Here is a 25,499-nt window from a genome sequence, read left to right on the forward strand (position 1 = left end):
CGACTACTGGATGATCAGGTTGTTAAACAACAGGTCTTCCACCACCGGCTTGCCGGTCTCGTCATTCATCACTTGCTGGGTTTGCTTCAGGGCCTCCTGACGCAGTTTTTCCTTGCCTTCAACGGTACTCATGGCCTCGTTGGTCTGCTGGGTGAACAGCGCCACCAACTGATTACGGATCAACGCGTCGTTGGCTTTGACGGCAGCAGCCGCTTCGGGGCCGGTCACGCGCAGGGCGATGTCGGCCTTGAACACCTTGAGTTTCGCCGTGCCATCCAGGCCGTAGTTGCCAACGAACGGCGGGCTCAGGCTGATATAGCTGACCTTCGGCGCCTCGCCTTCTTTGGCTTCTTCGGCCTGGGCTGCCATGGGCAACGTCAGGGCCAGCATCAACAGGATCCACGCTTTCACAGTTCATTCCTCACATTCGGTTGCCGGGTAGCATAACGCTAGCAAGGCAGAGCACAAGCTTATGGCGGCTTATCAGGCCGGGGCATGCTCGTTGACCCACGGGCGTACCCTCCTACACTTATCGGCCACGACGCCAAAAGGAATAGTCCGATGAAAGCTGTGCTGTGCAAAGCCTTCGGCCCTGCCGAAACCCTGGTGCTGGAAGAGATCGCCAGCCCGGCGATCAAGAAGAACGAAATCCTGCTGGACGTGCATGCCGCCGGGGTCAACTTCCCGGACACGCTGATCATCGAGGGCAAGTACCAGTTCAAGCCGCCCTTCCCGTTTTCGCCGGGTGGCGAGGCAGCGGGCGTGGTCAGTGAAGTCGGGGAAAAGGTCAGCCACCTCAAAGTCGGTGACCGGGTGATGGCACTGACCGGCTGGGGCAGCTTTGCCGAGCAGGTCGCGGTGCCCGGCTACAACGTGCTGCCGATTCCGCCGAGCATGGACTTCAACACCGCCGCCGCCTTCAGCATGACCTACGGCACGTCCATGCACGCGCTGAAACAACGCGCCAACCTGCAACCCGGCGAAACCCTGCTGGTGCTCGGCGCCTCAGGTGGCGTGGGCCTGGCCGCCGTGGAAATCGGCAAGGCCATGGGCGCGCGGGTGATCGCCGCCGCCAGCAGCGCCGACAAACTCGCCGTGGCCAAGGCCGCCGGCGCCGATGAGCTGATCAACTACAGCGAAGCCAGCCTGAAAGACGAGATCAAGCGTCTCACCGACGGCAACGGCGCCGACGTGATTTACGACCCGGTGGGTGGCGATCTGTTTGACCAGGCCATCCGCGCCATCGCCTGGAACGGCCGCCTGCTGGTGGTGGGTTTTGCCAGCGGGCGCATCCCGGAGCTGCCGGTGAACCTGGCGCTGCTCAAGGGTGCGGCGGTGGTCGGGGTATTCTGGGGTTCGTTTGCCCAGCGCCAGCCGCAGGACAATGCGGCGAATTTCCAGCAGTTGTTCAGTTGGTATGGTGAAGGCAAGCTCAAGCCGCTGGTGTCGCAGGTGTACCCGCTGGAGCAGGCCGCCCAGGCGATCAATGACCTGGGGCAGCGCCGGGCTGTGGGCAAGGTTGTAGTCCAAACCCGCTAACAGACCTGGAATGCAATCCCTGTGGGAGCTGGCTTGCCTGCGATAGCGGTGGGTCAGCTAACACATCTGTCGCTGATAGGCCGCTATCGCAGGCAAGCCAGCTCCCACATTTGATCTCCAACACTCTCGAGAACTCAAAACGACCACCACTTATCTATTCGCGACATGTTCGTAAGAGAACATGCAATTGCTCTCATTTCCTGTGTTTGCAGATAAGAGGCGATGCTATTTTCGGTAACGAAACTGTAACATTCGCATCCGCAGTCAAAACAAGAAATTTGGAGCTCTTGAATGTTTGCTTTCTTTCGTCCTGCCGCCCACCAGGCGCCCCTGCCTGAAGAAAAAATAGACAGTACCTACCGACGCCTGCGCTGGCAGATCTTCGCCGGTATTTTCTTCGGTTACGCCGGTTACTACCTGCTGCGCAAAAACTTCTCCCTGGCCATGCCCTACTTGATCGACGAGGGTTACACCCGTGGCGAACTGGGCCTGGCGATGTCGGCCATCGCGATTGCCTACGGCCTGTCCAAGTTCCTTATGGGCCTGGTGTCCGACCGCTCCAACCCGCGCTACTTCCTGCCCTTCGGCCTGCTGGTTTCAGCGGGTGTGATGTTCATTTTCGGTTTCGCACCTTGGGCGACGTCCAGCGTGACCATGATGTTCATTTTGCTGTTCATCAACGGCTGGGCCCAAGGCATGGGCTGGCCGCCGAGTGGACGCACCATGGTGCACTGGTGGTCGCAGAAAGAACGCGGCGGCGTGGTGTCCGTGTGGAACGTGGCGCATAACGTCGGCGGCGGCCTGATCGGCCCGCTGTTCCTGCTGGGTATGGCCTGGTTCAACGACTGGCATGCAGCCTTCTACGTACCGGCCACCGTGGCCTTGCTGGTGGCGGCCTTTGCCTTCATCACCATGCGCGACACCCCGCAATCGGTGGGCCTGCCGCCTATCGAGCAGTACAAGAACGACTACCCGGAAGGCTACGACGCCAGCCACGAAGACGAATTCAGCGCCAAGGAAATCTTCGTCAAGTACGTGCTGCGCAACAAAATGCTGTGGTACATCGCTTTCGCCAACGTGTTCGTCTACCTGCTGCGCTACGGTGTGCTGGACTGGGCACCGACCTACTTGAAAGAAGCCAAGCACTTCACCGTGGATAAATCCTCGTGGGCGTACTTCTTCTATGAGTGGGCCGGTATTCCGGGCACGCTGCTGTGCGGCTGGATGTCGGACAAGATCTTCCGTGGCAACCGTGGCCTGACCGGCATTGTGTTCATGGCATTGGTGACCGTGGCGACCCTGGTGTACTGGCTCAACCCGCCGGGCAACCCGATGATCGACATGATCGCGCTGTTCTCCATCGGCTTCCTGATCTACGGCCCGGTGATGCTGATCGGCCTGCAGGCGCTGGAACTGGCACCGAAGAAAGCCGCCGGCACCGCTGCGGGTTTCACCGGTTTGTTCGGTTACCTGGGTGGTTCGGTGGCTGCGAGTGCGGCCATGGGCTACACCGTGGACCATTTCGGCTGGGACGGTGGTTTCGTGCTGCTGATTGGCGCATGTATCTTGGCCATCGCCTTCCTGATCCCAACGCTGTGGCACACCAACAGCGTCAGCTCGGCGCGTTAAACGCCTGAGCAACCCTTTGCACAACGCTTGAGCCGCGCCTCCAGGTTCTTATCTGGCATGGCGTGGCTACGCAGGGCGTTGACGGTCTGCTCGACATAATCGCGAGTGGTGCCGTAACGCCCGCAAGCGCTCTGCAACACGTGGTTCAGCACGATGTCGGGCAGGTTACCGGCGTAGCTGGGCAAGTGCCGCTCCAAGACAAATCCCAACGCCTGCACCGTGCTGCCATCTTCGAGACGGCAACTGAGCCAATGCGGCCGGTAGGAGGGATAAGGCATCTCGCGCTGCCACAAGGCATAGAGCGAGGCCTCCAGCTGATCTTCCGGCAAACGGTAGGCAAACCCGCTGCAGGAACCGCCGCGATCCAGCCCAAAGACCAACCCTGGAATTTCCGGTGTGCCCCGGTGCTCGTGGGACCACAGGTACAGGCCCCGGTGATAACCGTGGACCCGTGCCCGCATGCGCTCGGTGGACGAGCACTCAGGGCGCCAGATCAGCGAACCATACGCAAACAGCCAGACCGGCCCACCCTTATGCCGGGCCATGGTGGCCTGCATCGAGCTCATCAATTGTTCGTGAGTGAGTTGCGGCCCAAGATCGAGCCGCGGAGGGTAAGCCAATTGCAGAAGATCGGTTTCAATGGCGGTCATGGCGAATAGCGGGACGCCTCCTGTGTGTTACCAGTTGTAAGCAACTTTACCGTAATAAAACGCGCCGCTGTAACCGTACGGCGAAAAAGTGGTGTAGGCGAGGTTGCCGCCACTGCTGGCGAAGGCATTGACCTTTTCCGGGTATTTATCGGTGACGTTGTCGCCGCCGAGGGTGAAGGTCCAGTTCTTCAGCTTGTAGTCCGCCGACAAATCCAACACCCAAGCCGCCTTGAAGGTCTGGTCGTTGACCTTGTCGGCCTGGTAGCTGGTGAATTCACCATAGCGCACCAGGTTGCTGTGCAGCGCCCAATTGCCGAAGGTGAAGTCGTTACCCAGGCTCAACTTGTGTTCAGGCGTGGTATCGCCCAGCAAACCGCTTTTCTCGCGACGATCCACCCGCACCAGATTGGCACCCAGGCTGTCGAGGATGGCCGGGTTGGGCTTCACATCCGTGACCTTGGTGTGGTTGTAGTTGTAGCCCACGGTGCTGTTCCAGCGGATGCCGTTATCGAACTGGTAGCGGTAGTTGGCCACCAGATCGACGCCGTCGGTGCTGGTGTCGGTGGCGTTGGTGAAGTAGCGGGCGGTGGTGTAGTTGATGTTGCCCACGCCATTGGCGCGCAGATAAGCCTGGGTGGCCGGGTCCAGGTTGAGGTTCGACGACAGGCTGATACGGTCACGAATATCGATGCGGTATACGTCCACCGTCACGGTCAGGTCATCGGCGGGCTCCAGTACCAGGCCAAGGCTGTAGTTACGCGACTTCTCGGCCTTCAGGTCCTCCGCGCCCAGCAGGCGCGCGACCTGGCTGGAGGCCGGGAAAGTACCGGCCTCGCGGATGTCGCTGCCGATCAACTGCGATGAGGTGAACGCAAAGTTCTGCTGAGCCAGGGACGGCGCGCGGAAACCGTTGGAAATGCTGCCGCGCAGGGCCACTTGTGGAGTGAAGTCGTAGCGGGCCGACAACGAGCCGCTGACGTTGGAACCGAAGTCACTGTAATCCTCATGCCGTACGGCAGCCGAGGCGCTGAGTTTTTCGGTGAAGTTGGTTTCCAGGTCCAGGTACTGCGCCCAGTTGTGGCGCGAACTGCTGCCGGCGTCGGCATCACGGAAACCGCCGAGGCCCGAACTGCCGGTCTGGTAGTAGGACGCTGGCTCACCTGCTTCAATCTCATAACCCTGGCGCAGGTATTCGCCACCAAAGGCCACGGAGACCGGATACGGCAGGAAGCCCACGTCGAATTCACGGGACAGGTCCAGGCTGACTTGCTTCTGGTCGTTGCTCAGGGTGCCGTTGTCGAACTTGCGTGGCGTGGCCAGGCCCAGGGACGTGTTGATGGTTTCGGTGCTCAACTCGTACTGGTTCTTGCCGTAGTTGGCCGACAGGTCGTAATGCCAGTCATAGGCCAGCAGCCCGCGCAGGCCCACCACCAACGACGTGTCTTCCAGGTTGCCCTTGATCAGCGGCAGGTAGCCATTGGGATTGAGCGCCGGAATATTGTTGGAGGCGTTGCTCGCCCGGTAGAACGCCGCGGTCTCGCCGCGACGCTTGCTGTAGCCGCCGAAGGTGTAGAACTCGGCTGCATCGTTGAAGGAATATTCCGAGTTGAACTGGAATTTGCCTTCATTAGTGGCCGGCTCGCCCTGGCGAAACACCTGCTGGCCGTAGGTCGTGGAGCCTACGCTGGCTGAGCGGAAATCCTTGCCGGCGCGGTTGGTGTAATCGTTGTCGGCGCCTTCGGCCGAGAGGTTGATAAAGCCGTTATCACCCAATGCCACGCCGGTGTTGCCACTCAGATTGCGCTGGATGCCGTCACCCTTCTTGTACTCGCCGAACTTGGAGGAGATCGAGCCGCCATGGTCGGCGTGCTTGAGGATCACGTTGATCACCCCGGCAATCGCGTCCGAGCCGTAGCGCGCGGAGGCGCCGTCGCGCAGCACTTCGATATGGTCGACCGCCGACAGCGGAATCGCATTCAAATCCGCCGGCGCCGAGCCGCGGCCCACCGCCCCACCCAAGTTGACGAAAGCACTGGTGTGGCGGCGCTTGCCATTGACCAGCACCAGCACCTGATCCGGCGACAGCCCGCGCAACTGCGCAGGGCGCACCAGTTCGGCGCCGTCCACCAGGCTTGGGCGCGGGAAGTTGATTGATGGAATCAGCCGCGCCAACACCGCCCCCAGCTCATCGGAATCGGTGCTGCGCAAGGTGTCGCCGGAAATCACATCGATCGGCGACAGCGACGCACTGGCCGTGCGCTCTTGGGCGCGGGTGCCGGTGACGATCACGGTGTCGAGCTTGGGTGCATCGGTGGCGGACGTTTCGGCCGCGAAGACTGGATTGAAACCCACGGCGGTCAGCAAATTGGCCGACAAAATCGCCGAGTACAGCGCGTGTTGCTTGTAGCTCCCCATACCGCTCCCCTTGAATCAAAAACCAGAACGTCGTGCTCTGAGTTCATACGATCGATCCGGCTGGCGGGCGGTGGCGGTCAGTTATTGGTGGTTGTGATTGAGTCGGTAGTCCGTTGCGATATAGCTTAAGGATATTTATGTAACAAATTAAATACCTTTAAAGCATAAGCGAATGCATAAGCAAAACGGCCCATTCGTCAGGATTGCAGGGGCCAATCCCGCTACTTTCAGCCCCGGTTCAGCCTGAAAACGTGCCAAGCCGTCAAAATAGGACACAGATCACGACCCACCTAGCCGCCCATCAAACCGACTACCGAGGTCGCACCCATGAAAAAATTCCGATTGCCTGGCCTGCTGTTCCTAGCCCAGGCCACCACCGCGTTGGCGGGCGAAGCGCCGGCCACTGAAGACGACAAGGGCTTCTGGTACGCGCAGACCAGCGTCTACACCCGGCACTTCGCGCCCGACCCCGAGCACAATAACAACCAGGACCTGATCGGCCTGGAGCGCAATGAAGCCTCAGGTTTTGTGTATGGCGGGGCGACGTTTCGCAACTCGTTTCGGCAGCGTTCGTACTACGCGTATGCGGGCAAGCGCTACGACATGGCCGACTATCCGGTGTATTTGAAGCTGACAGGCGGGGCGATCCAGGGTTATCGCGGCAAGTACCGCGACAAGATCCCGTTGAACCGATTCGGCGTGGCGCCGGTGATCATTCCGTCCGTGGGCACCCATTACGGGCCGGTGGCGGCGGAGGTGGTGTTGCTGGGGTTCAATGCGGCGATGGTCACCACTGGCGTACGCTTTTAGGGGCGTGGCGCGTAGGCAAACACATCGGCACGCATCTGGTGCGCATCCATGCCAGCTTCGACCAGCGCATCCAGCGTGCCGTAGATCATGGCCGGTGAACCGCTGGCGTAGACGTGCACAGCCTTGAGGTCGGTGATGTCTTCGCACACCGCTTCATGCAACAGCCCGCAGCGCCCTTCCCAGCCGCACAGGTCGCTGACGACTTTGTGCAGGAACAGGTTGGGCAGTTGCAGCCACTGGTCCCAATGCTCAATCTCGTAGAAATCTTCCGGACGGCGCACGCCCCAGTACAGGTGCACCGGGTGTTTGAAGCCGGAAGCGCGGCAGTGTTCGATCAGGCTGTGCATCTGCGCCATGCCGGTGCCGGCGGCGATCAACACCAGCGGCCCATCCGGCAGCTCGGCCAGGTGGGTATCACCAAAAGGCAGCTCGACGCGCGCCATCTGGTTGCGTTGCAGCTGCTCAAGCAAGGTGCGCGCGCTGTCCTCGCGGGCCAGCACATGCAGCTCCAGCTCGCGCCCGGCGTGGGGCGCGGAGGCCAGGGAAAACGCTGACTTCTCGCCGTTCTCACGTTCGATCATCAAGTATTGCCCGGCGTGGTAACGGACCGCCTTGCCAGCCGGCGCACGCAGGCGCACGCGCCACACATCGCCACCCACCTCGACGCATTCACTCAATTGGCACGACAACTTGCGCAACGGCAACTCTCCCGGCGCCAGCACGCCATCCCACAACACAATGCAATCTTCCAGCGGCTCGGCGATACAGGTGTAGAACTCGCCGTGATCACGCACTTCACCGGCCTGCTGAACCCGGCCTTCCACCAACAGCGCGGCGCACACATGGCACACGCCGTTGCGACAGGCCTGGGGGCATTCGTAGCCCAAGCGGCGCGCGCCTTCGAGGATTCGCTCGCCGGGGACCAGCTCCAGCACGGCGCCAGAAGGTTGCAGGGTTACACGCATCAATCTATTCCCAATTCTTTCCAGATCGCATCGACACGGGCGGTGACGGCTTCATCCTTGACGATCACCCGGCCCCACTCGCGGGTGGTTTCACCCGGCCATTTGTGAGTGGCGTCCAGGCCCATCTTTGAACCCAGGCCTGAAACCGGCGAGGCGAAGTCGAGGTAGTCGATCGGCGTGTTGTCGATCATCACGGTGTCGCGCTTGGGGTCCATGCGCGTGGTGATGGCCCAGATCACGTCGTTCCAGTCCCGGGCATTGATGTCGTCGTCGGTGACAATAACGAACTTGGTGTACATGAACTGTCGCAAAAACGACCACACACCGAGCATTACCCGCTTGGCATGGCCTGGGTACGACTTCTTCATGGTCACGATGGCCATGCGGTACGAGCAACCTTCCGGCGGCAGGTAGAAGTCAGTGATCTCCGGGAATTGCTTCTGCAGGATCGGCACAAACACTTCGTTGAGCGCCACGCCCAGAATGGCCGGCTCATCCGGTGGACGGCCGGTGTAGGTACTGTGATAAATCGGCTTGATGCGATGGGTGATGCGCTCGACGGTGAACACCGGGAAGCTATCGACTTCGTTGTAGTAGCCGGTGTGGTCGCCGTAAGGGCCTTCATCGGCCATTTCACCCGGATGAATCACGCCTTCGAGGATGATTTCAGCCGTGGCCGGCACTTGCAGGTCGTTGCCACGGCACTTCACCAGTTCGGTGCGATTACCGCGCAACAGGCCGGCGAAGGCGTATTCGGACAGGCTGTCGGGCACCGGGGTCACGGCACCGAGGATGGTGGCCGGGTCGGCGCCCAGGGCCACGGAAACCGGGAACGGCTTGCCGGGGTGTTTTTCGCACCACTCGCGGAAGTCCAACGCGCCGCCACGGTGGCTCAGCCAACGCATGATCACCTTGTTACGGCCGATCACTTGCTGGCGGTAGATACCGAGGTTCTGGCGGTCTTTGTTCGGGCCCTTGGTGACGGTCAGGCCCCAGGTGATCAGCGGGCCGACATCGCCTGGCCAGCAGGTTTGCACCGGCAGCATGGCCAAGTCGACATCGTCGCCTTCGATGACGACCTCTTGGCACACCGCGTCCTTGACCACTTTGGGGGCCATGGCAATGATCTTGCGGAAGATCGGCAGCTTCGACCAGGCATCCTTCAGCCCCTTGGGCGGCTCGGGTTCCTTGAGGAAGGCCAGCAACTTGCCGATCTCGCGCAATTCGCTGACTGACTCGGCGCCCATGCCAAAGGCCACGCGCTCGGGCGTACCGAACAGGTTGCCAAGCACCGGGATATCAAAGCCGGTCGGGTTCTCGAACAGCAGCGCCGGGCCCTTGTTGCGCAGGGTACGGTCGCAAATCTCAGTCATTTCCAGCACCGGGGAAATCGGCATCTGGATACGTTTCAACTCTCCGCGCTGCTCAAGTTGCTGCACGAAATCCCGAAGATCCTTGAATTTCATTAACCATGCCACCCGTAAAATAGGCGTACATCCTACCTGCTATGGCGGCCGCTGGCAGCTTATCGCGGTGCATTTGGGTACAGAGAATGCTTAAAAAACCGGCACAAAAAAAATGGCGCCCCTGAGGGCGCCATTCTTTCGGACCTGAAGCGTCGTATTACTTACGCTTCATCGACAAGAAGAACTCGTCGTTGGTCTTGGTGGTTTTCAGCTTGTCGACCAGGAACTCGATGGCAGCGACTTCGTCCATCGGGTGCAGCAGCTTGCGCAGGATCCACATGCGCTGCAGTTCGTCGTCGGCGGTCAGCAACTCTTCACGGCGGGTGCCGGAACGGTTGATGTTGATCGCCGGGAACACGCGTTTTTCCGCGATGCGACGGTCCAGGGGCAGTTCCATGTTGCCGGTACCCTTGAACTCTTCGTAGATCACTTCGTCCATCTTCGAACCGGTTTCAACCAGTGCGGTGGCGATAATGGTCAGCGAGCCGCCTTCTTCGATGTTCCGCGCAGCACCGAAGAAACGCTTCGGTTTCTCCAGGGCGTGGGCATCGACACCACCGGTCAATACCTTGCCGGAGCTCGGGATCACGGTGTTGTAGGCACGGGCCAGACGGGTGATGGAGTCGAGCAGGATCACCACGTCCTTTTTGTGTTCGACCAGGCGCTTGGCCTTCTCGATCACCATTTCGGCAACCTGCACGTGGCGGGTTGGCGGCTCATCGAACGTGGAGGCAACCACTTCGCCGCGCACGGTGCGCTGCATTTCGGTCACTTCTTCCGGACGCTCATCGATCAACAGCACGATCAGGTGAACTTCAGGATTGTTACGCGCGATGTTCGCTGCAATGTTCTGCAGCATGATGGTCTTACCGGCTTTCGGCGGTGCGACGATCAGGCCACGCTGGCCTTTGCCGATCGGGGCGCACAGGTCGATCACACGACCGGTCAAGTCTTCGGTGGAACCGTTACCGGCTTCCATCTTCATGCGCACGGTCGGGAACAGCGGCGTCAGGTTCTCGAAGAGAATCTTGTTTTTCGCGTTCTCGGGACGATCGAAGTTGATCGTGTCGACCTTGAGCAGGGCGAAATAACGCTCGCCTTCCTTCGGAGGGCGGATCTTGCCAACGATGGTGTCACCGGTGCGCAAGTTGAAGCGACGGATCTGGCTCGGCGAGACGTAGATATCGTCTGGGCCGGCAAGATAGGAGGCGTCAGCAGAGCGGAGGAAGCCGAAGCCGTCCTGGAGAATCTCCAGCACGCCATCACCGGAGATTTCCTCGCCGCTTTTCGCGTGCTTTTTCAGCAGGGAGAAAATCACGTCCTGCTTGCGCGAACGGGCCATATTTTCTATGCCCATTTCTTCGGCCAGCTGGAGCAGGTCGGTAATCGGCTTTTGCTTGAGTTCAGTCAGATTCATATAGGAATGACGTAATCATTTATGGAGGGGGGAAATTAAGCTTTTGGCTTAATGAGGCCGCGCCGCGGAGAAGGCGACAGGATCGCGTACTAATCGAAAAGGAGTGCGTCGGCGACGGCATGCAGGGGGCAGTGGAGAAACCAGTGCGGGGCCGAATGTACCACCTGAGTTTCAGAGCGTCTAGCCCTGTTTCACGAAAAAGCCCCGCGTTTTACGACTGCCTTAAGCCTCAACCTGAGCCGACCACAAAGCAAAGCCCCGCCTTGGCACGCCATGCTGTTCACTTAAGGCTTATTGACTAACCCTCAGGCAGCAAGAAATCCGGAATCTGACTTTAGATTCCGGATTTGTTATGCCTGTCGCTCAGGATTTAGGCGCTGTTCTGGACTTAGCCGAGCAGCCGCTTTCACGCTTCGACGTTTTCACTGAGCACACTCCTCAACATTGGAATAGCACCAGGCCACCATCCGACGTCGCCGTTTGTCCTTCGACACCAACATCGTGACAGCTCCGCTCAAACAGCTTTAAGTGTTAAGACCCTGCAGGTTATAAAGACCGGCGGTAACATGTTTAGCTTCCTCCCTTGCCACGAACTTCACTGAAAGAGGAAAGTCTCCACCGTCTGATACTATTCGATTACCGCTCCATACCTCGTAATTTGGCGCCCCATTTTTATAAGGAGCCTCCAGCTCGAACTTATTGGGACCTGCAGTAAAACTTAGCCGAGTCACTTGCCTTGAGTTTTCGAAGTGAAACCAGCCGGAAATGCCCACTGGAATAGCTCCCGGCGTCTGATACTTGCCTGTGAAACTCCCCGCGCTCTCATCAGCAGTAAGGACTTGAAATCCGTAACCCCTAGGGTCGGAATAGAAGTTATATCTAAGCAACATACTCGAGGCAGCCATTTTTTGATCCCTATCTAAATACAGTTTCGGAAAAACACGACGGACTCTCAGTCTATTAAACCTTGCGAAAGGTCGCGCCCTGCTATTTACGCACTCAAAGATAACTAAGGATTTGAAAATATACACCTGTGAGAAATAACAGCACACCATGCGAATTTGAAATAAAAATCTCAACCACCCAAGAAATTCGCTATTTGCTTCACGATGTAACCTCTAAACTAGGTTTTGTACGAACTGCCCCGACGCGATCAGAGAATTGGTTATAGACATCATCTATGAACCCCGCCGTAGCGGGCCCACGCACAGATGATAGCGTGAAGCTCCAGCGGCTACGCACCAAGTTAATTGATCTGGACACTTGGATGATTGACTCCACTGCGGCACGAGCAATCCGAGCAACTTCTCTGGAACAGGAAAAAAGGAGCTTGAGGAACCGCAAGATCACGCGTTCAGGCGCAGCCATAGCGGCCTAAGAAATAAGATCCAAAAACAAACGCCCCGACAAGACGGGGCGTTTGCTTACAACACAGGCTGTATTTTTTACAGCCTGAATATACGGGCCTCTCTGACGACGCTTAGATGTTCGCGTCGAGGAAAGCTTGCAGCTGAGACTTCGACAGCGCGCCTACTTTGGTCGCTTCGACGTTGCCGTTCTTGAACAGCATCAGGGTCGGGATACCACGCACGCCGTGCTTGGCCGGGGTTTCCTGGTTGTCGTCGATGTTCAGCTTGGCAATGGTCAGCTTGCCTTCGTAGGTGGTCGCAATGTCGTCCAGGACTGGAGCGATCATTTTGCAAGGGCCACACCATTCAGCCCAGTAGTCAACCAGCACCGGGCCAGCAGCCTTGAGTACTTCGGCCTCAAAGGTCGCGTCGGTGACGTGCTTGATAAGATCGTTGCTCATGGATGTCTCCGGATTGTAAGCAAAAAAAACGTGGCCCATCATAGCCGCCCTTCCCCCGTTCAGGAAGCCGCCTCTGATTGAGTCTTGCTATGGTGGTGCATGAGTTTGGGTATAGCCCAACTCACGGCGTGACGGGAGTCACGAAGGCAATGCCTGTGCGCAACGCCGCGTTGCGCACGTGCTCCTGCATGGTTTTCTGCGCCGCTGCACTGGCCCGCCGGGCCAGGGCGCGCAGGATACGACGGTGCTCCTGCCAGGTTTCCATCGCCCGCTCCGGCCGGATGAACGGTAGCTTCTGGCTCTCCAGAAACACCTCGGCACTGGCACTCAGGATGCTCACCATCGCCTGATTACCGCTGGCCAGCAGGATGCGCTGGTGGAATTCGAAGTCCAGCCGTGCGGCCGCCTCGAAGTCGCCGGCCTTGAGTACCTTGCGCATGGCCTCGACGTTGTCTTGCAGGCTGTCCAGCTCATCGAGGGTCAGCGTCACCGCCGCCAACCCCGCCGCGAACCCTTCCAGCGCATAGCGCAACTGGAAGATATCCAGTGGCGTGGCCTGGGCCGCGAAGGGCCAGGCAAACCCCGGCGACTCCTCGGCCGCCTGCACGAACACGCCCTTGCCTGGCTGCACGCTGACCACACCCAACGCGCTGAGGGACGACAACGCCTCGCGCAACGACGCCCGGCTGACCCCCAACTGCACCGCCAGATCCCGTTGCGACGGCAAGGCATCGCCCGGCCCGAAGCCTTGCTCCTTGATCAGTTTGCGGATGGCCTGCAGGGCCGCTTCCGGTACGGCTTGGGCGATGGAATTCATAGAAAACTCAAGGTTCCAGACAACTGAGCGGCTAGTTGTAAAGCTATTCGCGGCCGGCGGCAAGCCACGCCCCAAAGGGGCTCGCGAGGTTTTACCGGCGCTCAAAAAGGGTGCGAAAACCGTTGCAACTGTTCAGACCAGTAAGACCACCGCAACTCAACAAATCCCTGGCTTGCAGGCGTTCTTCAGGGTGATGGCATGGGCTGTGCACTGAGCAAATCCAGAAAATTCCTTCGCCCTTCTCGGAGAGTTGCCATGACCAAGCGCTACAGCGCCCTGCTTACTGCCCTGTTTGCCAGCCTGATGCTGGGCCAGGCACCCGCCCAGGCCAACGGTCTGGACGATATCGTCGCCCGTGGCACCCTCAAGGTCGCCGTGCCCCAGGACTTCCCGCCGTTCGGCTCGGTCGGCCCCGACATGAAGCCCCGCGGCCTGGACATCGACACCGCCAAGCTGCTGGCCGACCAGCTCAAGGTCAAGCTGGAACTCACCCCGGTCAACAGCACCAACCGCATTCCCTTCCTCACCACCGGCAAGGTCGACCTGGTGATCTCCAGCCTGGGCAAGAACGCCGAGCGGGAAAAGGTCATCGACTTCTCCAAGGCCTATGCACCGTTCTACCTGGCCGTGTTCGGCCCGCCTGAAGCGGCCATCAGCAGTACCGACGACCTCAAGGGCAAGACCATCAGCGTGACCCGTGGCGCCATTGAAGACATCGAGCTGACCGCCGTGGCGCCCAAGGAAGCCACGATCAAGCGTTTCGAAGACAACAACTCGACCATCGCCGCCTACTTGGCGGGCCAGGTCGACCTGATCGCCAGCGGCAACGTGGTGATGGTGGCGATCAGCGAACGCAACCCCAAACGCGTGCCGGCGCTGAAAGTGAAGCTCAAGGACTCGCCGGTGTACGTGGGCGTGAACAAGAACGAGCCGGCGCTGCTGGACAAGGTCAACCAGATCCTGGTCGCGGCCAAGGCCGATGGCAGCCTGGAGAAGAACGCACTGCAATGGCTGAAAGAGCCACTGCCCGCCGATCTCTGAAACGACGGAGCTGACTCATGGCGTATCAATTTGACTTCGTGCCGGTGCTGGCCAATACCGACCTGCTGTTGCGCGGCGCGCTGTTCACCCTGGAGCTGACGGCCATCGGCGCTATCCTCGGCGTGGCCCTGGGCACCGTCGGCGCCGTGGTGCGGGCGTGGAAGATCCAGCCGTTTGCGTGGATCTTCGGTGTGTATGTCGAGTTGATCCGCAACACGCCGTTCCTAGTGCAACTGTTCTTCATCTTCTTCGGCCTGCCGTCCCTGGGGCTGAAGATCACCGAATGGCAAGCCGCCGTGCTCGCGATGGTGATCAACCTGGGCGCCTACTCCACGGAAATCATCCGCGCCGGCATTCAAGCCATCCCGCGCGGACAACTGGAAGCCGCCGCCGCGCTGGCGATGACACGCTTCGAAGCCTTCCGCCATGTGGTGCTGCTGCCGGCGCTGGGCAAGGTGTGGCCGGCATTGAGCAGCCAGATCATCATCGTGATGCTCGGTTCGGCGGTGTGTTCGCAGATCGCCACCGAAGAGTTGAGTTTTGCCGCCAACTTTATCCAGTCGCGCAACTTCCGTGCGTTCGAAACCTATGCCCTGACCACGTTGGTGTACTTGTGCATGGCGCTGATGATTCGCCAGTTACCTAATTGGATCGGCCGCCGCTTCGTGATGAGGAACAGCCGATGAGTGATTTTTCGTTCTGGGACATTGTGCGCAACCTGGCTACGGGCCTGCAGTGGACCTTGCTGCTATCAGTGGTGGCGTTTGTCGGCGGCGGTGTGATCGGTTTGCTGGTGATGACGATGCGCATCAGCCGCAAGGCCTTCCCGCGTAACCTGGCGCGCACCTATATCGAACTGTTCCAGGGCACGCCGCTGTTGATGCAGCTGTTCCTGGTGTTTTTCGGCATTGCCCTGCTCGGTGTGGATATCTCGCCCTGGCTGGCGGCGGCGATTGCCCTGACCTTGTTCACCAGCGCCTACCTCGCCGAAATCTGGCGCGGCTGTGTCGACTCCATCGCCCACGGGCAATGGGAAGCCTCGGCCAGCCTGGCGCTCAATCCGCTTGAGCAACTGCGCTACGTGATCCTGCCCCAAGCGCTGCGGATTGCCGTCGCGCCCACCGTGGGGTTTTCGGTGCAGGTGGTCAAAGGCACCGCCGTGACCTCGATCATCGGTTTCACCGAACTGACCAAGACCGGCGGCATGCTCGCCAACGCCACCTTCGAGCCCTTCATGGTCTACGGCTTGGTGGCCCTTGGTTACTTTTTGCTCTGTTACCCCTTGTCCCTCAGTGCGCGCTACCTGGAAAGGAGACTGCATGCCTCTGCTTAGAATTTCCGCCCTGCATAAGTATTACGGCGATCACCATGTACTCAAGGGCATCGACCTGAGCGTTGAAGAAGGCCAGGTGGTGGCGATCATCGGCCGCAGCGGTTCGGGCAAATCCACCTTGCTGCGCACCCTCAATGGCCTGGAGTCGATCAACGACGGCGTGATCGAAGTCGATGGCGAATACCTTGATGCCGCCCGCGCCGACCTGCGCAGCCTGCGGCAGAAAGTCGGCATGGTGTTCCAGCAGTTCAACCTGTTCCCGCACCTGACGGTGGGCGAGAACGTCATGCTTGCGCCGCAGGTTGTGCAAAAAGTGCCGAAGGCCAAGGCGGCTCAATTGGCCAGGCAAATGCTGGAGCGCGTCGGGCTGGGCGAAAAGTTCGACGCCTTCCCCGATCGCCTGTCTGGCGGCCAGCAACAACGCGTGGCGATTGCGCGCGCCCTGGCCATGTCGCCCAAGGTGCTGTTGTGCGATGAAATCACCTCGGCCCTCGACCCGGAACTGGTCAATGAAGTGCTCAGCGTGGTGCGCCAACTGGCCAAGGACGGCATGACCCTGATCATGGTGACCCACGAAATGCGCTTCGCCCGTGAAGTCGGCGACAAGCTGGTGTTCATGCACCAGGGCAAGGTGCACGAGGTGGGCGATCCCAAGGTGTTGTTTGCCAACCCGCAGACCGCCGAGCTGGCCAACTTTATCGGCTCTACGGAACAGCCGGGCTGACCAGTTCGAATTGGCCACGCCCCTCCAGCAGCACCTCCCGACGTACCGAGAGGGCATCGGCCGGCAATTGAACCGCTATTTCCACCTGGGCCGTCAGCCGACGGCCCATCACCGGCGCACCGCCTGCGCTCGCCGATAACACACGCCCCGGTAACAGCAGCCCGCTGGCGGTGTCATCGGGCTGCCACGCCACCGGCCGGCCGTCGACCTGGGCCTGCCTCAGGTTCAAGGTAAAACGCCCCTGCCGCCCGAACTGAAAGCCCTGCGCATCGGCGGCTACACCGCTGAAGCGCAATGCCATCGCCGAGGGGTCCGTGCAAAGCACGCTCAAGTGCAACGTACGTTGCGTATCCAGCGTCATTGTCGCCCTGCCGGACGATGCTTGCGAAGGGCGAATCACCCCGTAGTCAACGCGGGGCTCGCTCAAGCTCATCCGGCAGTTTTCAGCGTGCGCCTGGTTCACCAACAGGGCGAGCAACAACAGGCACAGGCTGCCGGTTCGCCAGCGGCTCATAGGCTTATTGTGCATGGCACACCACCGGTGCGCTGTCGTAGAGTTTGTCATCGTCAGACTCTTGCTCCGGGTTGACTTTCAGCAGGCAGGATTTGGAGTCCGGCAGTGAAACCTTCAGGGTTTGCGGCCCATCGATATTGCTCAGGAAAATCATGCCCTCACCCACTACGCTGGTTACAAAGCTGTTGCCTTCGCCGAACACCGCGGCACCTTGCGGCAGTGGTCGACCCTCTTCGTCCTGGGCTTCAAGCAACAGACGACGGACTTTCACCACATCAAAATTGAGAATATTGACCGACCCCCGACCGGCAGCGAGGACCTTGGTGCCGTTTTTCAAGTCGACGCGCTTGGGCAACGACTGGGTCTGCACCTGCAGATGATTGTTGCCGTAGGCCTGCAGCCCGGGGATCACCGCTTGGCCGCTGAAGTCGGTCCATACCGGCCCTTGGGGCGTCGAGACCTTGGCCGCGCCGATATCACCCACCGAGACGATGCCAAAAGTGTCCTGCACCGCATACGGCGAGAAGGTCACGCCGTGCTCATGGGCCACGATGCCACCTTGCAGTTGCCCGGAATAGTTGGTGTTCGACGGATCACGGTCTATGCCCAGGCTCACGCGGGTATACAGCGGCAAGACGTCCACACGACCGCGCACGCTTTGCTCTCGCTCTTTCACGTCCCGATCAACACCGACTTCGTAATTCACATAGTCGTTGACCCGCTCGCTGAGGGCGGTGCCGGCATCCAGCCGGTCACCTCGACGACTGACGTAAGAACTCACACTCCGATCAGCCCCCAAGGGCACCGTGACCTGCAGCCTGACAGACGTGCCTTCGTCCAGCCGCTCATCGCGGCGGCCGCCCCGAACCGGCTCCAAGCGCCGAGGCTCGGTCGCCCCTACCTGAGCGTCGGCGATCAGTGCGACACCCACGCCGTTGAACGTGTTGTTCCACGAGGCAAAAAGGTGATCGCTGGATTGCCCGTCAAATTGCGAGCTACGGGTGAAACCGAGGGAGAAACCGCCCAGGGACGGGGCCGCCCAGTTCAAACCTGCCGTGTACTGGCGCTTGAAACGCGCATCGAGGTTGTACCCCCGCGACGCCTGGCCCGCATCCAGTACCTCCCGGTAGCCGCGGCTCTGTGCCGAGGCACTCAGGTTGATATCCAGGTTGGCAAATAACGGCGTCCCCAAGGACAGCGTGCTACGCGCGCCGGCCACCTCATCTTGAGCATCACGGGACAGGTTATGACGCACGCCCACGTTCACCTGATGGAAAAACACACTGCTCAGGGAGCCGCCTGCCGACTGATACTCGTCGGTACTCAGCAAACCGAAGCCCAGCGACGAGCGTTGACCCAGCCCCCAGGTGCCGCTGCCCATGGCGACCACCGGGGAATCCTGGTTGTCGATGGCCGTTTCACGCACCTTGCCAAGGGAAAAGTAGTACCCCGGCGCCACCGGAACCCCACCCCGGAAGGACGCAGCGGGCACCACGAAACTGCGCTTTGCCCCACGCACGTCAATCACGCTCACGTCGAGGTCGCTGGTGCTGTTCAGCAAGGGCAAACCGGTCAGTCTGAACGGGCCTTCCGGCACCAGCGTAGAGTGGATCAATGCGCCCGACTGACGGACTTCGACGCGTGACTGGCTTTGAGCCAGTCCTTCAACCACGACATTGCTGTCGCCCCCACCGGTGCGCTGCTGGCCATCCGGGAAGAACTGCAAGCCCGTCAGTTGTACACCGCCAAAGATAGGGTTGTTGCTGGAAATCTGCCCCACCTGGAAGGTCGACTGCAACGCCGCGATGTCACGCTGGGCATAGGCGTTCACCTGCTCGGTGCGCGACCTGCCATTGTCGGAAACATAAAACTGGCGGCTGCGTACAATCCAATTACCCAGGTTGAATCCTGCCTCGGTATAGGCCGATACGAAGCGACTTGACCCACTGCGCGACTGGGTATCGAAACCCAATATGTCGTAGTTGAAGATGGCCGCCGCGCCACCCTCGGAAAAACTCCCGCCCTCCCACTCCGGCGCACGCAGGGACTGGGTCGGCACCACCAGGGTGACCTCGTCGCTACTGGGGCGCAGCCGCACCATGGTCGCCGGATATTCGCCAACAAAATCATGGCAGGCCTGGTCAGGGGTGATGCCCTCGCGCAGCAGCCTGGACGGGGTAACCAGACCGGCTTTTGCCAGCAACGCAGGGGTGAAGCACAACTGCCCCTGATAATCGAAACGGGCGTCAACCAACCCCAGCGGCGTACCATTGACTCGCAGTCCGACCACATGGACACCTTCGCGAAAGCGCGCTGCGCTGCGAAAGTATTCAGACACCTGCGGATCAATCCCAAGGGAATTCAACGCGACCAGATCAAAACCTTGCCCCAGCCCAACCGCTGCGCTGGTGCCTGGCAGGCTCCACAGCGTCGCAAGCCCCAATAGAACTCTGGAGCGAACCAGGGAAATAGTGCTCGGCACGCTATTGGCCGATCGACGGGTATGCCTGATCTTTTTCATAGGCCCGTCAATCCGCATCAGCCGTAACGGGCGCGCGGTAACTGTCCACCGTAAACCCGTAGACCGTGGCCGGCTTGATCTCCACGGCCACCACTCCCGCCACCGGGCTTGCCGACGATAGCGTCAGCACCTCACCCGGCAGGATGTAGGTTCGCGGCAAGGTTGCCACGCTTGCCTGTGGGTGCAGCTGTACTTCCATCCCCATGCGCACGACGTAAGCGCTGTTGTTGTGGACCTTCAACTGACCCCCTTCATGCTTCCATGTCAGTAGCTGCCAGGGCGCATCATGTTTGGGCAAGCCTTTGGGGTGCAGGATCAATGGCAGGCTTTGGCGCAGAGTGATACCAATGGTCGCACCGCCGGGTGCACGTGCTTCGGGGATACCTTCAAAGGACACTCGTTTCAGACGCTGGGTCTTGAGCGGTTGCTTTGCGGTACTGATAAAGCGGACAAGTTGGGTGTCGCCCGCTTCGACCCGCGTAATCGGGGGCGTTACAATCAGCAAGGGTTCCGGATCTTCGGGTAGGTTTAATATGACCGAATGAAGCAACGCAGGACCAGGGTCCGTATTTTTGACGTTAAGCGTCGCCTCACCCTCTTCTTCATTCAAAATGACAACGGTTGTCTCGGGCTGCATTCCGTCCGCTACTGCCATACCGCACAAAAAAAGGCACAAGCTTATATAGCGCAGCAACGACATCATGATTATTGATAGAGCATTCACCGATTTTCCCCACAGCCATAAAATCGAACATCAACAAACGCACACGTCAAAACAGCCGACACTTAACAAAGGCAGGCGAGCACCGTTGCTTTATGTCGGCTATTAATGACGTACTTAGATGTAATCCACTGACAGACTGGTGCGACCATCCAGCGTCACATCACGGGTCAGGTCCAAGTCCTGCGTGCGGTTGATAACGGCTTTTACTTCAAGGGTGCCCGTAAGACTGGTGATGGATGCAGGTACCGCAGTGGTACCGCTTCGCCACGAATACTGGACAGGCGATTGGGCGACTACACCGTCACTGTTCTGCCAGGACGCCCCCTGACTGCTACGCATGATAGGGCTCAGGGCGCCGCTGGACGATTGCAGGTTTTTGAGCGTAACGGAGTACCCACCGGTACGCTTGCCGTTGGCGAGGCCCAGGCCGTAGTTCTGCGCCTCGCTGAACCCGCCACCGAGGATGCCTGTCACCTTGCTGGCGGTTTTCAGGTCGGTTAGCGCCACTCGAAACTGCGCCGGCGATTGGCCACAACTGATGTTCAAGCCCACCGTTTTCGCTGCAAGAGGAGTGAAGTTCGTCGGAGACAAGCTTGAGGCGGGAATTGTCTGGTAATCGACGATGCCGCTACCGGCGAGGCTAAGGTTGCAAGCCACCGGTTTGATAGTCCCTCGTACAATCAGTTCAGCAACATCGGCTGCTTGGGCCCCAATACTTGCGGCCAAGCAAAGAGCACCCACTGTCACACCAAGCATTTTTTTCATATTCAACCTGTCATCTGTAATGAGTAGGTGCATTTACGACAGCCGAAACGTCCGACCATAAATAAATAACACCACGGCGAAATTGCCGAATGACAGTCTGTGGCTTCGGCACCTCATTAATGAATCAGAGAACACGCCAATAAATGTGGGAGGCGTAAAAATAAAAAGTGGGCCAAACTTAAGTGCCGAGTAGGTTAAAACTCAAACCCGATAAGCCAACAACCTCCACCGTGTAGGCAAAGTCATAAACGTCACAACTTCCGCAAGTCGTTAATAACTCCTACAAAGATAAAACCCCATTCTCTTTAAACTTAGAAAACCGCCCTACAGTTCCCACAAGAATCCCTCACAGACACCCGCAGAAAAATTACCGAAGCCGTACGCGTTGGCACCAAAGGTCGATCGTGGCACGATGGCTGGGTTATCGACCGAGACCCCCTTACCATGCCGCAATCCCAAGCCAAGAATCTGTCCCTGATCGCCGCCATCGACCTGGGCTCCAACAGCTTTCACATGGTCGTGGCCAAGGCCCAGAACGGCGAAATCCGCATCCTTGAGCGGCTCGGCGAGAAAGTGCAACTGGCTGCCGGCATCGACGACGAGCGTCAGCTCAATGAAGAATCCATGCAGCGCGGGCTCGATTGTCTCAAGCGATTTGCCCAGTTGATCAACGGCATGCCCCTGGGCGCCGTGCGAATCGTCGGCACCAACGCGTTGCGCGAAGCGCGCAACCGTGGCGAATTCATCCGCCGCGCCGAGGAGATTCTTGGGCATCCCGTCGAAGTCATCTCCGGTCGTGAAGAAGCCCGTCTTATTTATCTGGGCGTGTCCCACACCCTGGCCGACACCCCCGGCAAACGCCTGGTCGCCGACATCGGCGGCGGCAGTACCGAATTCATCATTGGGCAACGATTCGAGCCATTGCTGCGCGAAAGCCTGCAGATGGGCTGCGTCAGCTACACCCAACGCTATTTCAAGGACGGCAAGATCACCCCGGCGCGCTACGCCCAGGCCTACACGGCGGCGCGGCTGGAGATCATGAGCATCGAGCACGCCCTGCACCGCCTGACCTGGGATGAAGCCATCGGCTCGTCCGGCACCATTCGCGCCATCGGCCTGGCCCTGAAAGCCGGCGGCCATGGCACCGGCGAAGTCAACGCCGAAGGCCTGGCATGGCTCAAGCGCAAGCTGTTCAAGCTGGGGGATGCCGAGAAAATCGACTTCGATGGCATCAAGCCCGATCGCCGCACCATTTTCCCAGCCGGCCTGGCGATTCTTGAGGCGATCTTTGACGCCCTTGAGCTGCAACGCATGGACCACTGTGACGGCGCCCTGCGCGAAGGCGTGCTTTATGACCTGCTGGGTCGCCACCATCACGAAGACGTGCGTGAGCGCACGCTCACGTCGTTGATGGAGCGTTATCACGTCGACCTGGAACAAGCCGCCCGCGTGGAGCGCAAAGCCCTGCACGCCTTCGACCAGGTGGCCGAGGACTGGGACCTGGAGGACGGCGTCTGGCGCGAGCTGCTGGGCTGGGCCGCCAAGGTGCATGAAGTAGGCCTGGACATCGCCCACTATCATTACCACAAGCACGGCGCCTACCTGATCGAGCATTCGGACCTGGCCGGTTTCTCCCGCGAAGACCAGCAAATGCTCGCCCTGCTGGTGCGTGGTCATCGCCGTAACATCCCCAAGGACAAGTTCGCGGAGTTCGGTGACGAAGGTATCAAGCTGATCCGCCTGTGCGTGCTGCTGCGCTTTGCGATCCTGTTCCACCACATCCGTGGCACCCAGGAAATGCCCCAGGTGACCCTGCGCGCCAATGGCGACAGCCTGGATGTGGTGTTCCCGAAAGGCTGGCTGGATGAAAACCAACTGACCCAGGCGGACTTTGCCCAGGAAGCCGAGTGGTTGACGCGGGTGGGGTTCAGCCTGAACCTGCGCTAACGCGATCTAACGAACGGCGGGTTTGCTGTGGTGAGCGGGCTTGCCCCGCGCTGGGTGGCGAAGCCGCCCCAATAAAAACGCCGCATTCTGTCTGACAGAATGCGGCGTTTGGTTTTAGGGCTGCTTCGCACCCCAGCGGGAGCAAGCTCCCTCGCCACAAGAGCCCGCTCACCACATTGAGTTAGTTCACCGTCAAAATCGGGCTACCCAGCTTCTCCAACAACGTCGCCTGCGCACTGCGCGGGTTCTGGTTACCGGTCGGTGTGTTGCGCACGTAGCGGCCGTCCGACTGCAGGCTCCAGCTGTGGGTGTTGTCGGTGAGGTAGCTTTCCAGCTCCTTCTTGACCCGCATGATCAGCTTCTTGCCTTCCACCGGGAAGCACGTCTCGACACGCTTATCGAGGTTGCGCTCCATCCAGTCGGCACTGGAGAGGAACATCTGCTCTTCGCCGCCGTTGAGGAAGTAGAACACCCGCGTGTGTTCCAGGAAGCGACCGATGATCGAGCGCACATGGATGTTGTGCGACACCCCAACAATGCCCGGACGCAGGCAGCACATGCCGCGCACCACCAGGTCGATGCGCACGCCGGACTGGCTGGCCTTGTACAGCGCGCGGATGATCTTCGGATCGGTCAGCGAGTTGAACTTGGCAATGATGTGTGCCGGCTTGCCGTCGAGGGCGAACTGGGTCTCGCGGGCAATCATGTCGAGCATGCCCTTCTTCAGGGTGAACGGCGCGTGCAGCAGCTTTTTCATGCGCAAGGTCTTGCCCATGCCGATCAGCTGGCTGAACAACTTGCCGACGTCTTCGCACAGGGCGTCGTCGGAGGTCAGCAGGCTGTAGTCGGTGTAGAGCTTGGCGTTGCCGGCGTGATAGTTGCCGGTGCCCAAGTGGGCGTAACGCACGATTTCACCGGCTTCACGGCGCAGGATCAGCATCATCTTGGCGTGGGTCTTGAAGCCGACCACGCCGTAGATCACCACTGCACCGGCCGCTTGCAGGCGGCTGGCCAGTTGCAGGTTGGATTCTTCGTCAAACCGCGCACGCAGCTCGATCACCGCGGTGACTTCCTTGCCGTTACGCGCAGCGTCGACCAGGGCATCGACGATTTCCGAGTTGGCGCCGGAACGGTACAACGTCTGGCGTACCGCCAATACATGCGGGTCCTTGGCGGCCTGGCGCAGCAGGTCGACCACCGGGGTGAAGGACTCAAACGGGTGCAACAGCAGGATGTCCTGCTTGCTCACCACGCTGAAAATATTCTCGCTGTTTTGCAGCAGTTTCGGGATCTGCGGCGTGAACGGCGTGTATTGCAGCTCCGGATGGCTGTCCAGGCCGGTGATGCTGAACAGGCGCGTCAGGTTGACCGGGCCGTTGACCTGGTACAACTCGGATTCGGCCAGGTTGAACTGCTTGAGCAGGTAGTCCGACAGGTGTTTCGGGCAGGTATCGGCCACTTCCAGGCGCACCGCATCGCCGTAGCGCCGTGAGAACAACTCGCCACGAAGGGCGCGGGCCAAGTCTTCGACGTCTTCGGAGTCCAGCGCCAGGTCGGCGTTACGGGTCAGGCGGAACTGGTAGCAACCCTTTACCTTCATGCCCTGGAACAGGTCATCGGCGTGGGCGTGGATCATCGACGAAAGGAATACATAGTTATCGCCAGCGCCCCCCACCTCTTCCGGTACCTTGATGATGCGTGGCAACAGGCGCGGGGCCGGGATGATGGCAAGGCCGGAATCGCGACCGAAGGCGTCGATACCTTCCAGCTCGACGATGAAGTTGAGGCTCTTGTTCACCAGCAACGGGAACGGGTGCGTCGGGTCGAGGCCGATCGGGGTGATGATTGGCGAGATCTCATCACGGAAGTAACGACGCACCCAGGTCTTGATCTTGGTGGTCCAGTGACGGCGACGGATAAAGCGGACCTGGTGTTTCTCCAGTTCCGGTAACAGGATGTCGTTGAGGATCGCGTATTGGCGGTCCACATGGCCGTGCACCAGCTCGCTGATGCGCGCCAGGGCCTGGTGCGGCTGCAGGCCGTCGGCGCCGGCTTGTTCACGGGCGAAGGTGATTTGTTTCTTGAGGCCGGCGACGCGGATCTCGAAGAACTCGTCCAGGTTGCTGGAGAAGATCAGCAGGAACTTCAGCCGCTCCAGCAGCGGGTAGGACTCATCCAGCGCCTGTTCCAGCACGCGGATGTTGAATTGCAGTTGTGACAGCTCGCGGTGGATGTACAGGCTGCTGTCATCCAGGTTGGTCACCGCCGCCACCGGGGCCGGCACGGGCGGCTCGGCCACCACGGCAGGCGCGGCGGGCTCATGCTCCGGCGGGGTCTCGGTGACTTGTTCAACCACCGGGTGAGCGTCTTTTACGGCAACTTCTGAGAGTCCTTCGGTATTCATTGAATGTT

21 protein-coding genes and 1 pseudogene are annotated in these 25,499 nt (G+C 59.8%); 9 read left to right on the forward strand and 13 right to left on the reverse strand.

Annotated features, from left to right (window positions below):
- Positions 1–3: 3 nt before the first annotated feature.
- Positions 4–411, reverse strand: a complete 408-nt coding sequence (locus tag OZ428_RS31880; RefSeq protein WP_016978962.1) for a flagellar basal body-associated protein FliL — start codon at positions 409–411, stop codon at positions 4–6.
- A gap of 150 nt (positions 412–561) precedes the next feature.
- Here OZ428_RS31880 and OZ428_RS31885 point away from each other — a divergent pair, with 150 nt between their 5' ends.
- Complete coding sequence (locus tag OZ428_RS31885; protein WP_068935477.1) at positions 562–1,539, forward strand: NADPH:quinone oxidoreductase family protein; 978 nt, start codon at positions 562–564, stop codon at positions 1,537–1,539.
- 291 nt (positions 1,540–1,830) lie between these two features.
- Positions 1,831–3,168 (forward strand): glycerol-3-phosphate transporter, encoded by a 1,338-nt coding sequence (glpT, locus tag OZ428_RS31890; RefSeq protein ID WP_133075523.1) that lies wholly within the window; start codon positions 1,831–1,833, stop codon positions 3,166–3,168.
- Here the strand turns inward: glpT and OZ428_RS31895 are convergent.
- Positions 3,165–3,818, reverse strand: coding sequence for a gamma-glutamylcyclotransferase (locus OZ428_RS31895; RefSeq protein ID WP_133075524.1), 654 nt, complete (start codon positions 3,816–3,818; stop codon positions 3,165–3,167). The genes glpT and OZ428_RS31895 overlap by 4 nt on opposite strands.
- A gap of 27 nt (positions 3,819–3,845) precedes the next feature.
- Positions 3,846–6,233, reverse strand: coding sequence for a TonB-dependent receptor plug domain-containing protein (locus tag OZ428_RS31900; protein ID WP_269132268.1), 2,388 nt, complete (start codon positions 6,231–6,233; stop codon positions 3,846–3,848).
- Between the two features lie 327 nt (positions 6,234–6,560).
- On the opposite strand from OZ428_RS31900, the gene OZ428_RS31905 reads away from it, so the two are divergent.
- Positions 6,561–7,043, forward strand: coding sequence for a sn-glycerol-3-phosphate transporter (locus OZ428_RS31905; protein ID WP_133075526.1), 483 nt, complete (start codon positions 6,561–6,563; stop codon positions 7,041–7,043).
- Here OZ428_RS31905 and OZ428_RS31910 read toward each other — a convergent pair.
- The 3 genes from OZ428_RS31910 to rho form a co-directional block, all read right to left on the reverse strand.
- Positions 7,040–8,008, reverse strand: a complete 969-nt coding sequence (locus tag OZ428_RS31910) for a CDP-6-deoxy-delta-3,4-glucoseen reductase (RefSeq protein ID WP_033897532.1) — start codon at positions 8,006–8,008, stop codon at positions 7,040–7,042. The genes OZ428_RS31905 and OZ428_RS31910 overlap by 4 nt on opposite strands.
- The gene (ubiD, locus tag OZ428_RS31915) at positions 8,008–9,474 is read right to left on the reverse strand and encodes a 4-hydroxy-3-polyprenylbenzoate decarboxylase (RefSeq protein ID WP_003176824.1); all 1,467 of its coding nucleotides are present in this window, start codon (positions 9,472–9,474) and stop codon (positions 8,008–8,010) included. Before ubiD ends, OZ428_RS31910 begins: the two co-directional genes overlap by 1 nt.
- 157 nt (positions 9,475–9,631) lie before the next feature.
- A complete protein-coding gene (gene rho / locus OZ428_RS31920; RefSeq protein ID WP_016973082.1) occupies positions 9,632–10,891 on the reverse strand; it encodes a transcription termination factor Rho in 1,260 nt (419 codons plus the stop codon).
- A 1,246-nt stretch (positions 10,892–12,137) separates the two neighbouring features.
- Between rho and OZ428_RS31925 the strand changes: the two are divergent.
- Positions 12,138–12,280, forward strand: a pseudogene (locus tag OZ428_RS31925) (IS5/IS1182 family transposase); the annotation flags it as partial.
- Between the two features lie 91 nt (positions 12,281–12,371).
- Here OZ428_RS31925 and trxA read toward each other — a convergent pair.
- Together trxA and OZ428_RS31935 are read right to left on the reverse strand one after the other, a co-directional pair.
- Positions 12,372–12,701: a thioredoxin TrxA gene (trxA, locus tag OZ428_RS31930; protein WP_015886460.1), complete on the reverse strand. Its 330-nt coding sequence runs from the start codon at positions 12,699–12,701 to the stop codon at positions 12,372–12,374.
- Positions 12,702–12,822: 121 nt separating this feature from the next.
- Positions 12,823–13,518: a FadR/GntR family transcriptional regulator gene (locus OZ428_RS31935; protein WP_269132269.1), complete on the reverse strand. Its 696-nt coding sequence runs from the start codon at positions 13,516–13,518 to the stop codon at positions 12,823–12,825.
- A 255-nt stretch (positions 13,519–13,773) separates the two neighbouring features.
- Here OZ428_RS31935 and OZ428_RS31940 point away from each other — a divergent pair, with 255 nt between their 5' ends.
- The 4 genes from OZ428_RS31940 to OZ428_RS31955 are packed head-to-tail and all read left to right on the forward strand — an operon-like array spanning position 13,774 to position 16,616.
- Positions 13,774–14,559, forward strand: a complete 786-nt coding sequence (locus tag OZ428_RS31940) for a transporter substrate-binding domain-containing protein (RefSeq protein WP_269132270.1) — start codon at positions 13,774–13,776, stop codon at positions 14,557–14,559.
- A gap of 17 nt (positions 14,560–14,576) precedes the next feature.
- On the forward strand, positions 14,577–15,245 hold the full coding sequence (locus OZ428_RS31945) for an amino acid ABC transporter permease (protein WP_269132271.1): 669 nt from the start codon (positions 14,577–14,579) through the stop codon (positions 15,243–15,245).
- Positions 15,242–15,892 (forward strand): amino acid ABC transporter permease, encoded by a 651-nt coding sequence (locus tag OZ428_RS31950; protein ID WP_269132272.1) that lies wholly within the window; start codon positions 15,242–15,244, stop codon positions 15,890–15,892. Before OZ428_RS31945 ends, OZ428_RS31950 begins: the two co-directional genes overlap by 4 nt.
- Positions 15,879–16,616 carry an amino acid ABC transporter ATP-binding protein gene (locus tag OZ428_RS31955; RefSeq protein WP_033897526.1) on the forward strand — a complete coding sequence of 246 codons (738 nt, stop codon included), beginning with the start codon at positions 15,879–15,881 and terminating at the stop codon, positions 16,614–16,616. The genes OZ428_RS31950 and OZ428_RS31955 overlap by 14 nt, the downstream gene beginning before the upstream one ends.
- On the opposite strand, the gene OZ428_RS31960 is transcribed toward OZ428_RS31955, so the two are convergent.
- The 4 genes from OZ428_RS31960 to OZ428_RS31975 all read right to left on the reverse strand — a co-directional run bounded on the left by OZ428_RS31960 (position 16,597) and on the right by OZ428_RS31975 (position 21,140).
- Entirely contained in the window at positions 16,597–17,145 is a 549-nt protein-coding gene (locus tag OZ428_RS31960) for a hypothetical protein (RefSeq protein ID WP_269132273.1), read from the reverse strand. The genes OZ428_RS31955 and OZ428_RS31960 overlap by 20 nt on opposite strands.
- Positions 17,135–19,651, reverse strand: coding sequence for a fimbria/pilus outer membrane usher protein (locus OZ428_RS31965; protein ID WP_269132274.1), 2,517 nt, complete (start codon positions 19,649–19,651; stop codon positions 17,135–17,137). The genes OZ428_RS31960 and OZ428_RS31965 overlap by 11 nt, the downstream gene beginning before the upstream one ends.
- A gap of 7 nt (positions 19,652–19,658) precedes the next feature.
- Positions 19,659–20,351 (reverse strand): fimbria/pilus chaperone family protein, encoded by a 693-nt coding sequence (locus OZ428_RS31970; protein ID WP_269134241.1) that lies wholly within the window; start codon positions 20,349–20,351, stop codon positions 19,659–19,661.
- A 138-nt stretch (positions 20,352–20,489) separates the two neighbouring features.
- Positions 20,490–21,140: a DUF1120 domain-containing protein gene (locus OZ428_RS31975; protein ID WP_269134242.1), complete on the reverse strand. Its 651-nt coding sequence runs from the start codon at positions 21,138–21,140 to the stop codon at positions 20,490–20,492.
- A 444-nt stretch (positions 21,141–21,584) separates the two neighbouring features.
- Between OZ428_RS31975 and ppx the strand changes: the two genes are divergently transcribed.
- On the forward strand, positions 21,585–23,087 hold the full coding sequence (ppx, locus tag OZ428_RS31980) for an exopolyphosphatase (RefSeq protein WP_033897523.1): 1,503 nt from the start codon (positions 21,585–21,587) through the stop codon (positions 23,085–23,087).
- A 181-nt stretch (positions 23,088–23,268) separates the two neighbouring features.
- On the opposite strand, the gene ppk1 is transcribed toward ppx, so the two are convergent.
- Positions 23,269–25,491 (reverse strand): polyphosphate kinase 1, encoded by a 2,223-nt coding sequence (gene ppk1 / locus OZ428_RS31985; protein ID WP_028618415.1) that lies wholly within the window; start codon positions 25,489–25,491, stop codon positions 23,269–23,271.
- Between the last annotated feature and the right edge of the window lie 8 nt (positions 25,492–25,499).

Origin of the sequence: Pseudomonas sp. GXZC, assembly GCF_026967615.1 — a bacterium.
Taxonomy (GTDB): Bacteria; Pseudomonadota; Gammaproteobacteria; order Pseudomonadales; family Pseudomonadaceae; genus Aquipseudomonas; species Aquipseudomonas azotoformans_A.

What these genes read in the sequence shown, in the direction of transcription:
- rho (WP_016973082.1), bottom strand. Translation starts at nt 10,891, where the DNA reads ATGAATCTGACTGAACTCAAGCAAAAGCCGATTACCGACCTGCTCCAG.
- ppx (WP_033897523.1), top strand. Translation starts at nt 21,585, where the DNA reads ATGCCGCAATCCCAAGCCAAGAATCTGTCCCTGATCGCCGCCATCGAC.
- trxA (WP_015886460.1), bottom strand. Translation starts at nt 12,701, where the DNA reads ATGAGCAACGATCTTATCAAGCACGTCACCGACGCGACCTTTGAGGCC.
- glpT (WP_133075523.1), top strand. Translation starts at nt 1,831, where the DNA reads ATGTTTGCTTTCTTTCGTCCTGCCGCCCACCAGGCGCCCCTGCCTGAA.
- OZ428_RS31975 (WP_269134242.1), bottom strand. Translation starts at nt 21,140, where the DNA reads ATGAAAAAAATGCTTGGTGTGACAGTGGGTGCTCTTTGCTTGGCCGCA.
- OZ428_RS31935 (WP_269132269.1), bottom strand. Translation starts at nt 13,518, where the DNA reads ATGAATTCCATCGCCCAAGCCGTACCGGAAGCGGCCCTGCAGGCCATC.
- OZ428_RS31905 (WP_133075526.1), top strand. Translation starts at nt 6,561, where the DNA reads ATGAAAAAATTCCGATTGCCTGGCCTGCTGTTCCTAGCCCAGGCCACC.
- OZ428_RS31965 (WP_269132274.1), bottom strand. Translation starts at nt 19,651, where the DNA reads ATGAAAAAGATCAGGCATACCCGTCGATCGGCCAATAGCGTGCCGAGC.
- OZ428_RS31910 (WP_033897532.1), bottom strand. Translation starts at nt 8,008, where the DNA reads ATGCGTGTAACCCTGCAACCTTCTGGCGCCGTGCTGGAGCTGGTCCCC.
- OZ428_RS31940 (WP_269132270.1), top strand. Translation starts at nt 13,774, where the DNA reads ATGACCAAGCGCTACAGCGCCCTGCTTACTGCCCTGTTTGCCAGCCTG.
- OZ428_RS31950 (WP_269132272.1), top strand. Translation starts at nt 15,242, where the DNA reads ATGAGTGATTTTTCGTTCTGGGACATTGTGCGCAACCTGGCTACGGGC.
- OZ428_RS31970 (WP_269134241.1), bottom strand. Translation starts at nt 20,351, where the DNA reads ATGTCGTTGCTGCGCTATATAAGCTTGTGCCTTTTTTTGTGCGGTATG.
- OZ428_RS31960 (WP_269132273.1), bottom strand. Translation starts at nt 17,145, where the DNA reads ATGCACAATAAGCCTATGAGCCGCTGGCGAACCGGCAGCCTGTGCCTG.
- OZ428_RS31885 (WP_068935477.1), top strand. Translation starts at nt 562, where the DNA reads ATGAAAGCTGTGCTGTGCAAAGCCTTCGGCCCTGCCGAAACCCTGGTG.
- OZ428_RS31945 (WP_269132271.1), top strand. Translation starts at nt 14,577, where the DNA reads ATGGCGTATCAATTTGACTTCGTGCCGGTGCTGGCCAATACCGACCTG.
- ubiD (WP_003176824.1), bottom strand. Translation starts at nt 9,474, where the DNA reads ATGAAATTCAAGGATCTTCGGGATTTCGTGCAGCAACTTGAGCAGCGC.
- OZ428_RS31955 (WP_033897526.1), top strand. Translation starts at nt 15,879, where the DNA reads ATGCCTCTGCTTAGAATTTCCGCCCTGCATAAGTATTACGGCGATCAC.
- OZ428_RS31900 (WP_269132268.1), bottom strand. Translation starts at nt 6,233, where the DNA reads ATGGGGAGCTACAAGCAACACGCGCTGTACTCGGCGATTTTGTCGGCC.
- OZ428_RS31895 (WP_133075524.1), bottom strand. Translation starts at nt 3,818, where the DNA reads ATGACCGCCATTGAAACCGATCTTCTGCAATTGGCTTACCCTCCGCGG.
- ppk1 (WP_028618415.1), bottom strand. Translation starts at nt 25,491, where the DNA reads ATGAATACCGAAGGACTCTCAGAAGTTGCCGTAAAAGACGCTCACCCG.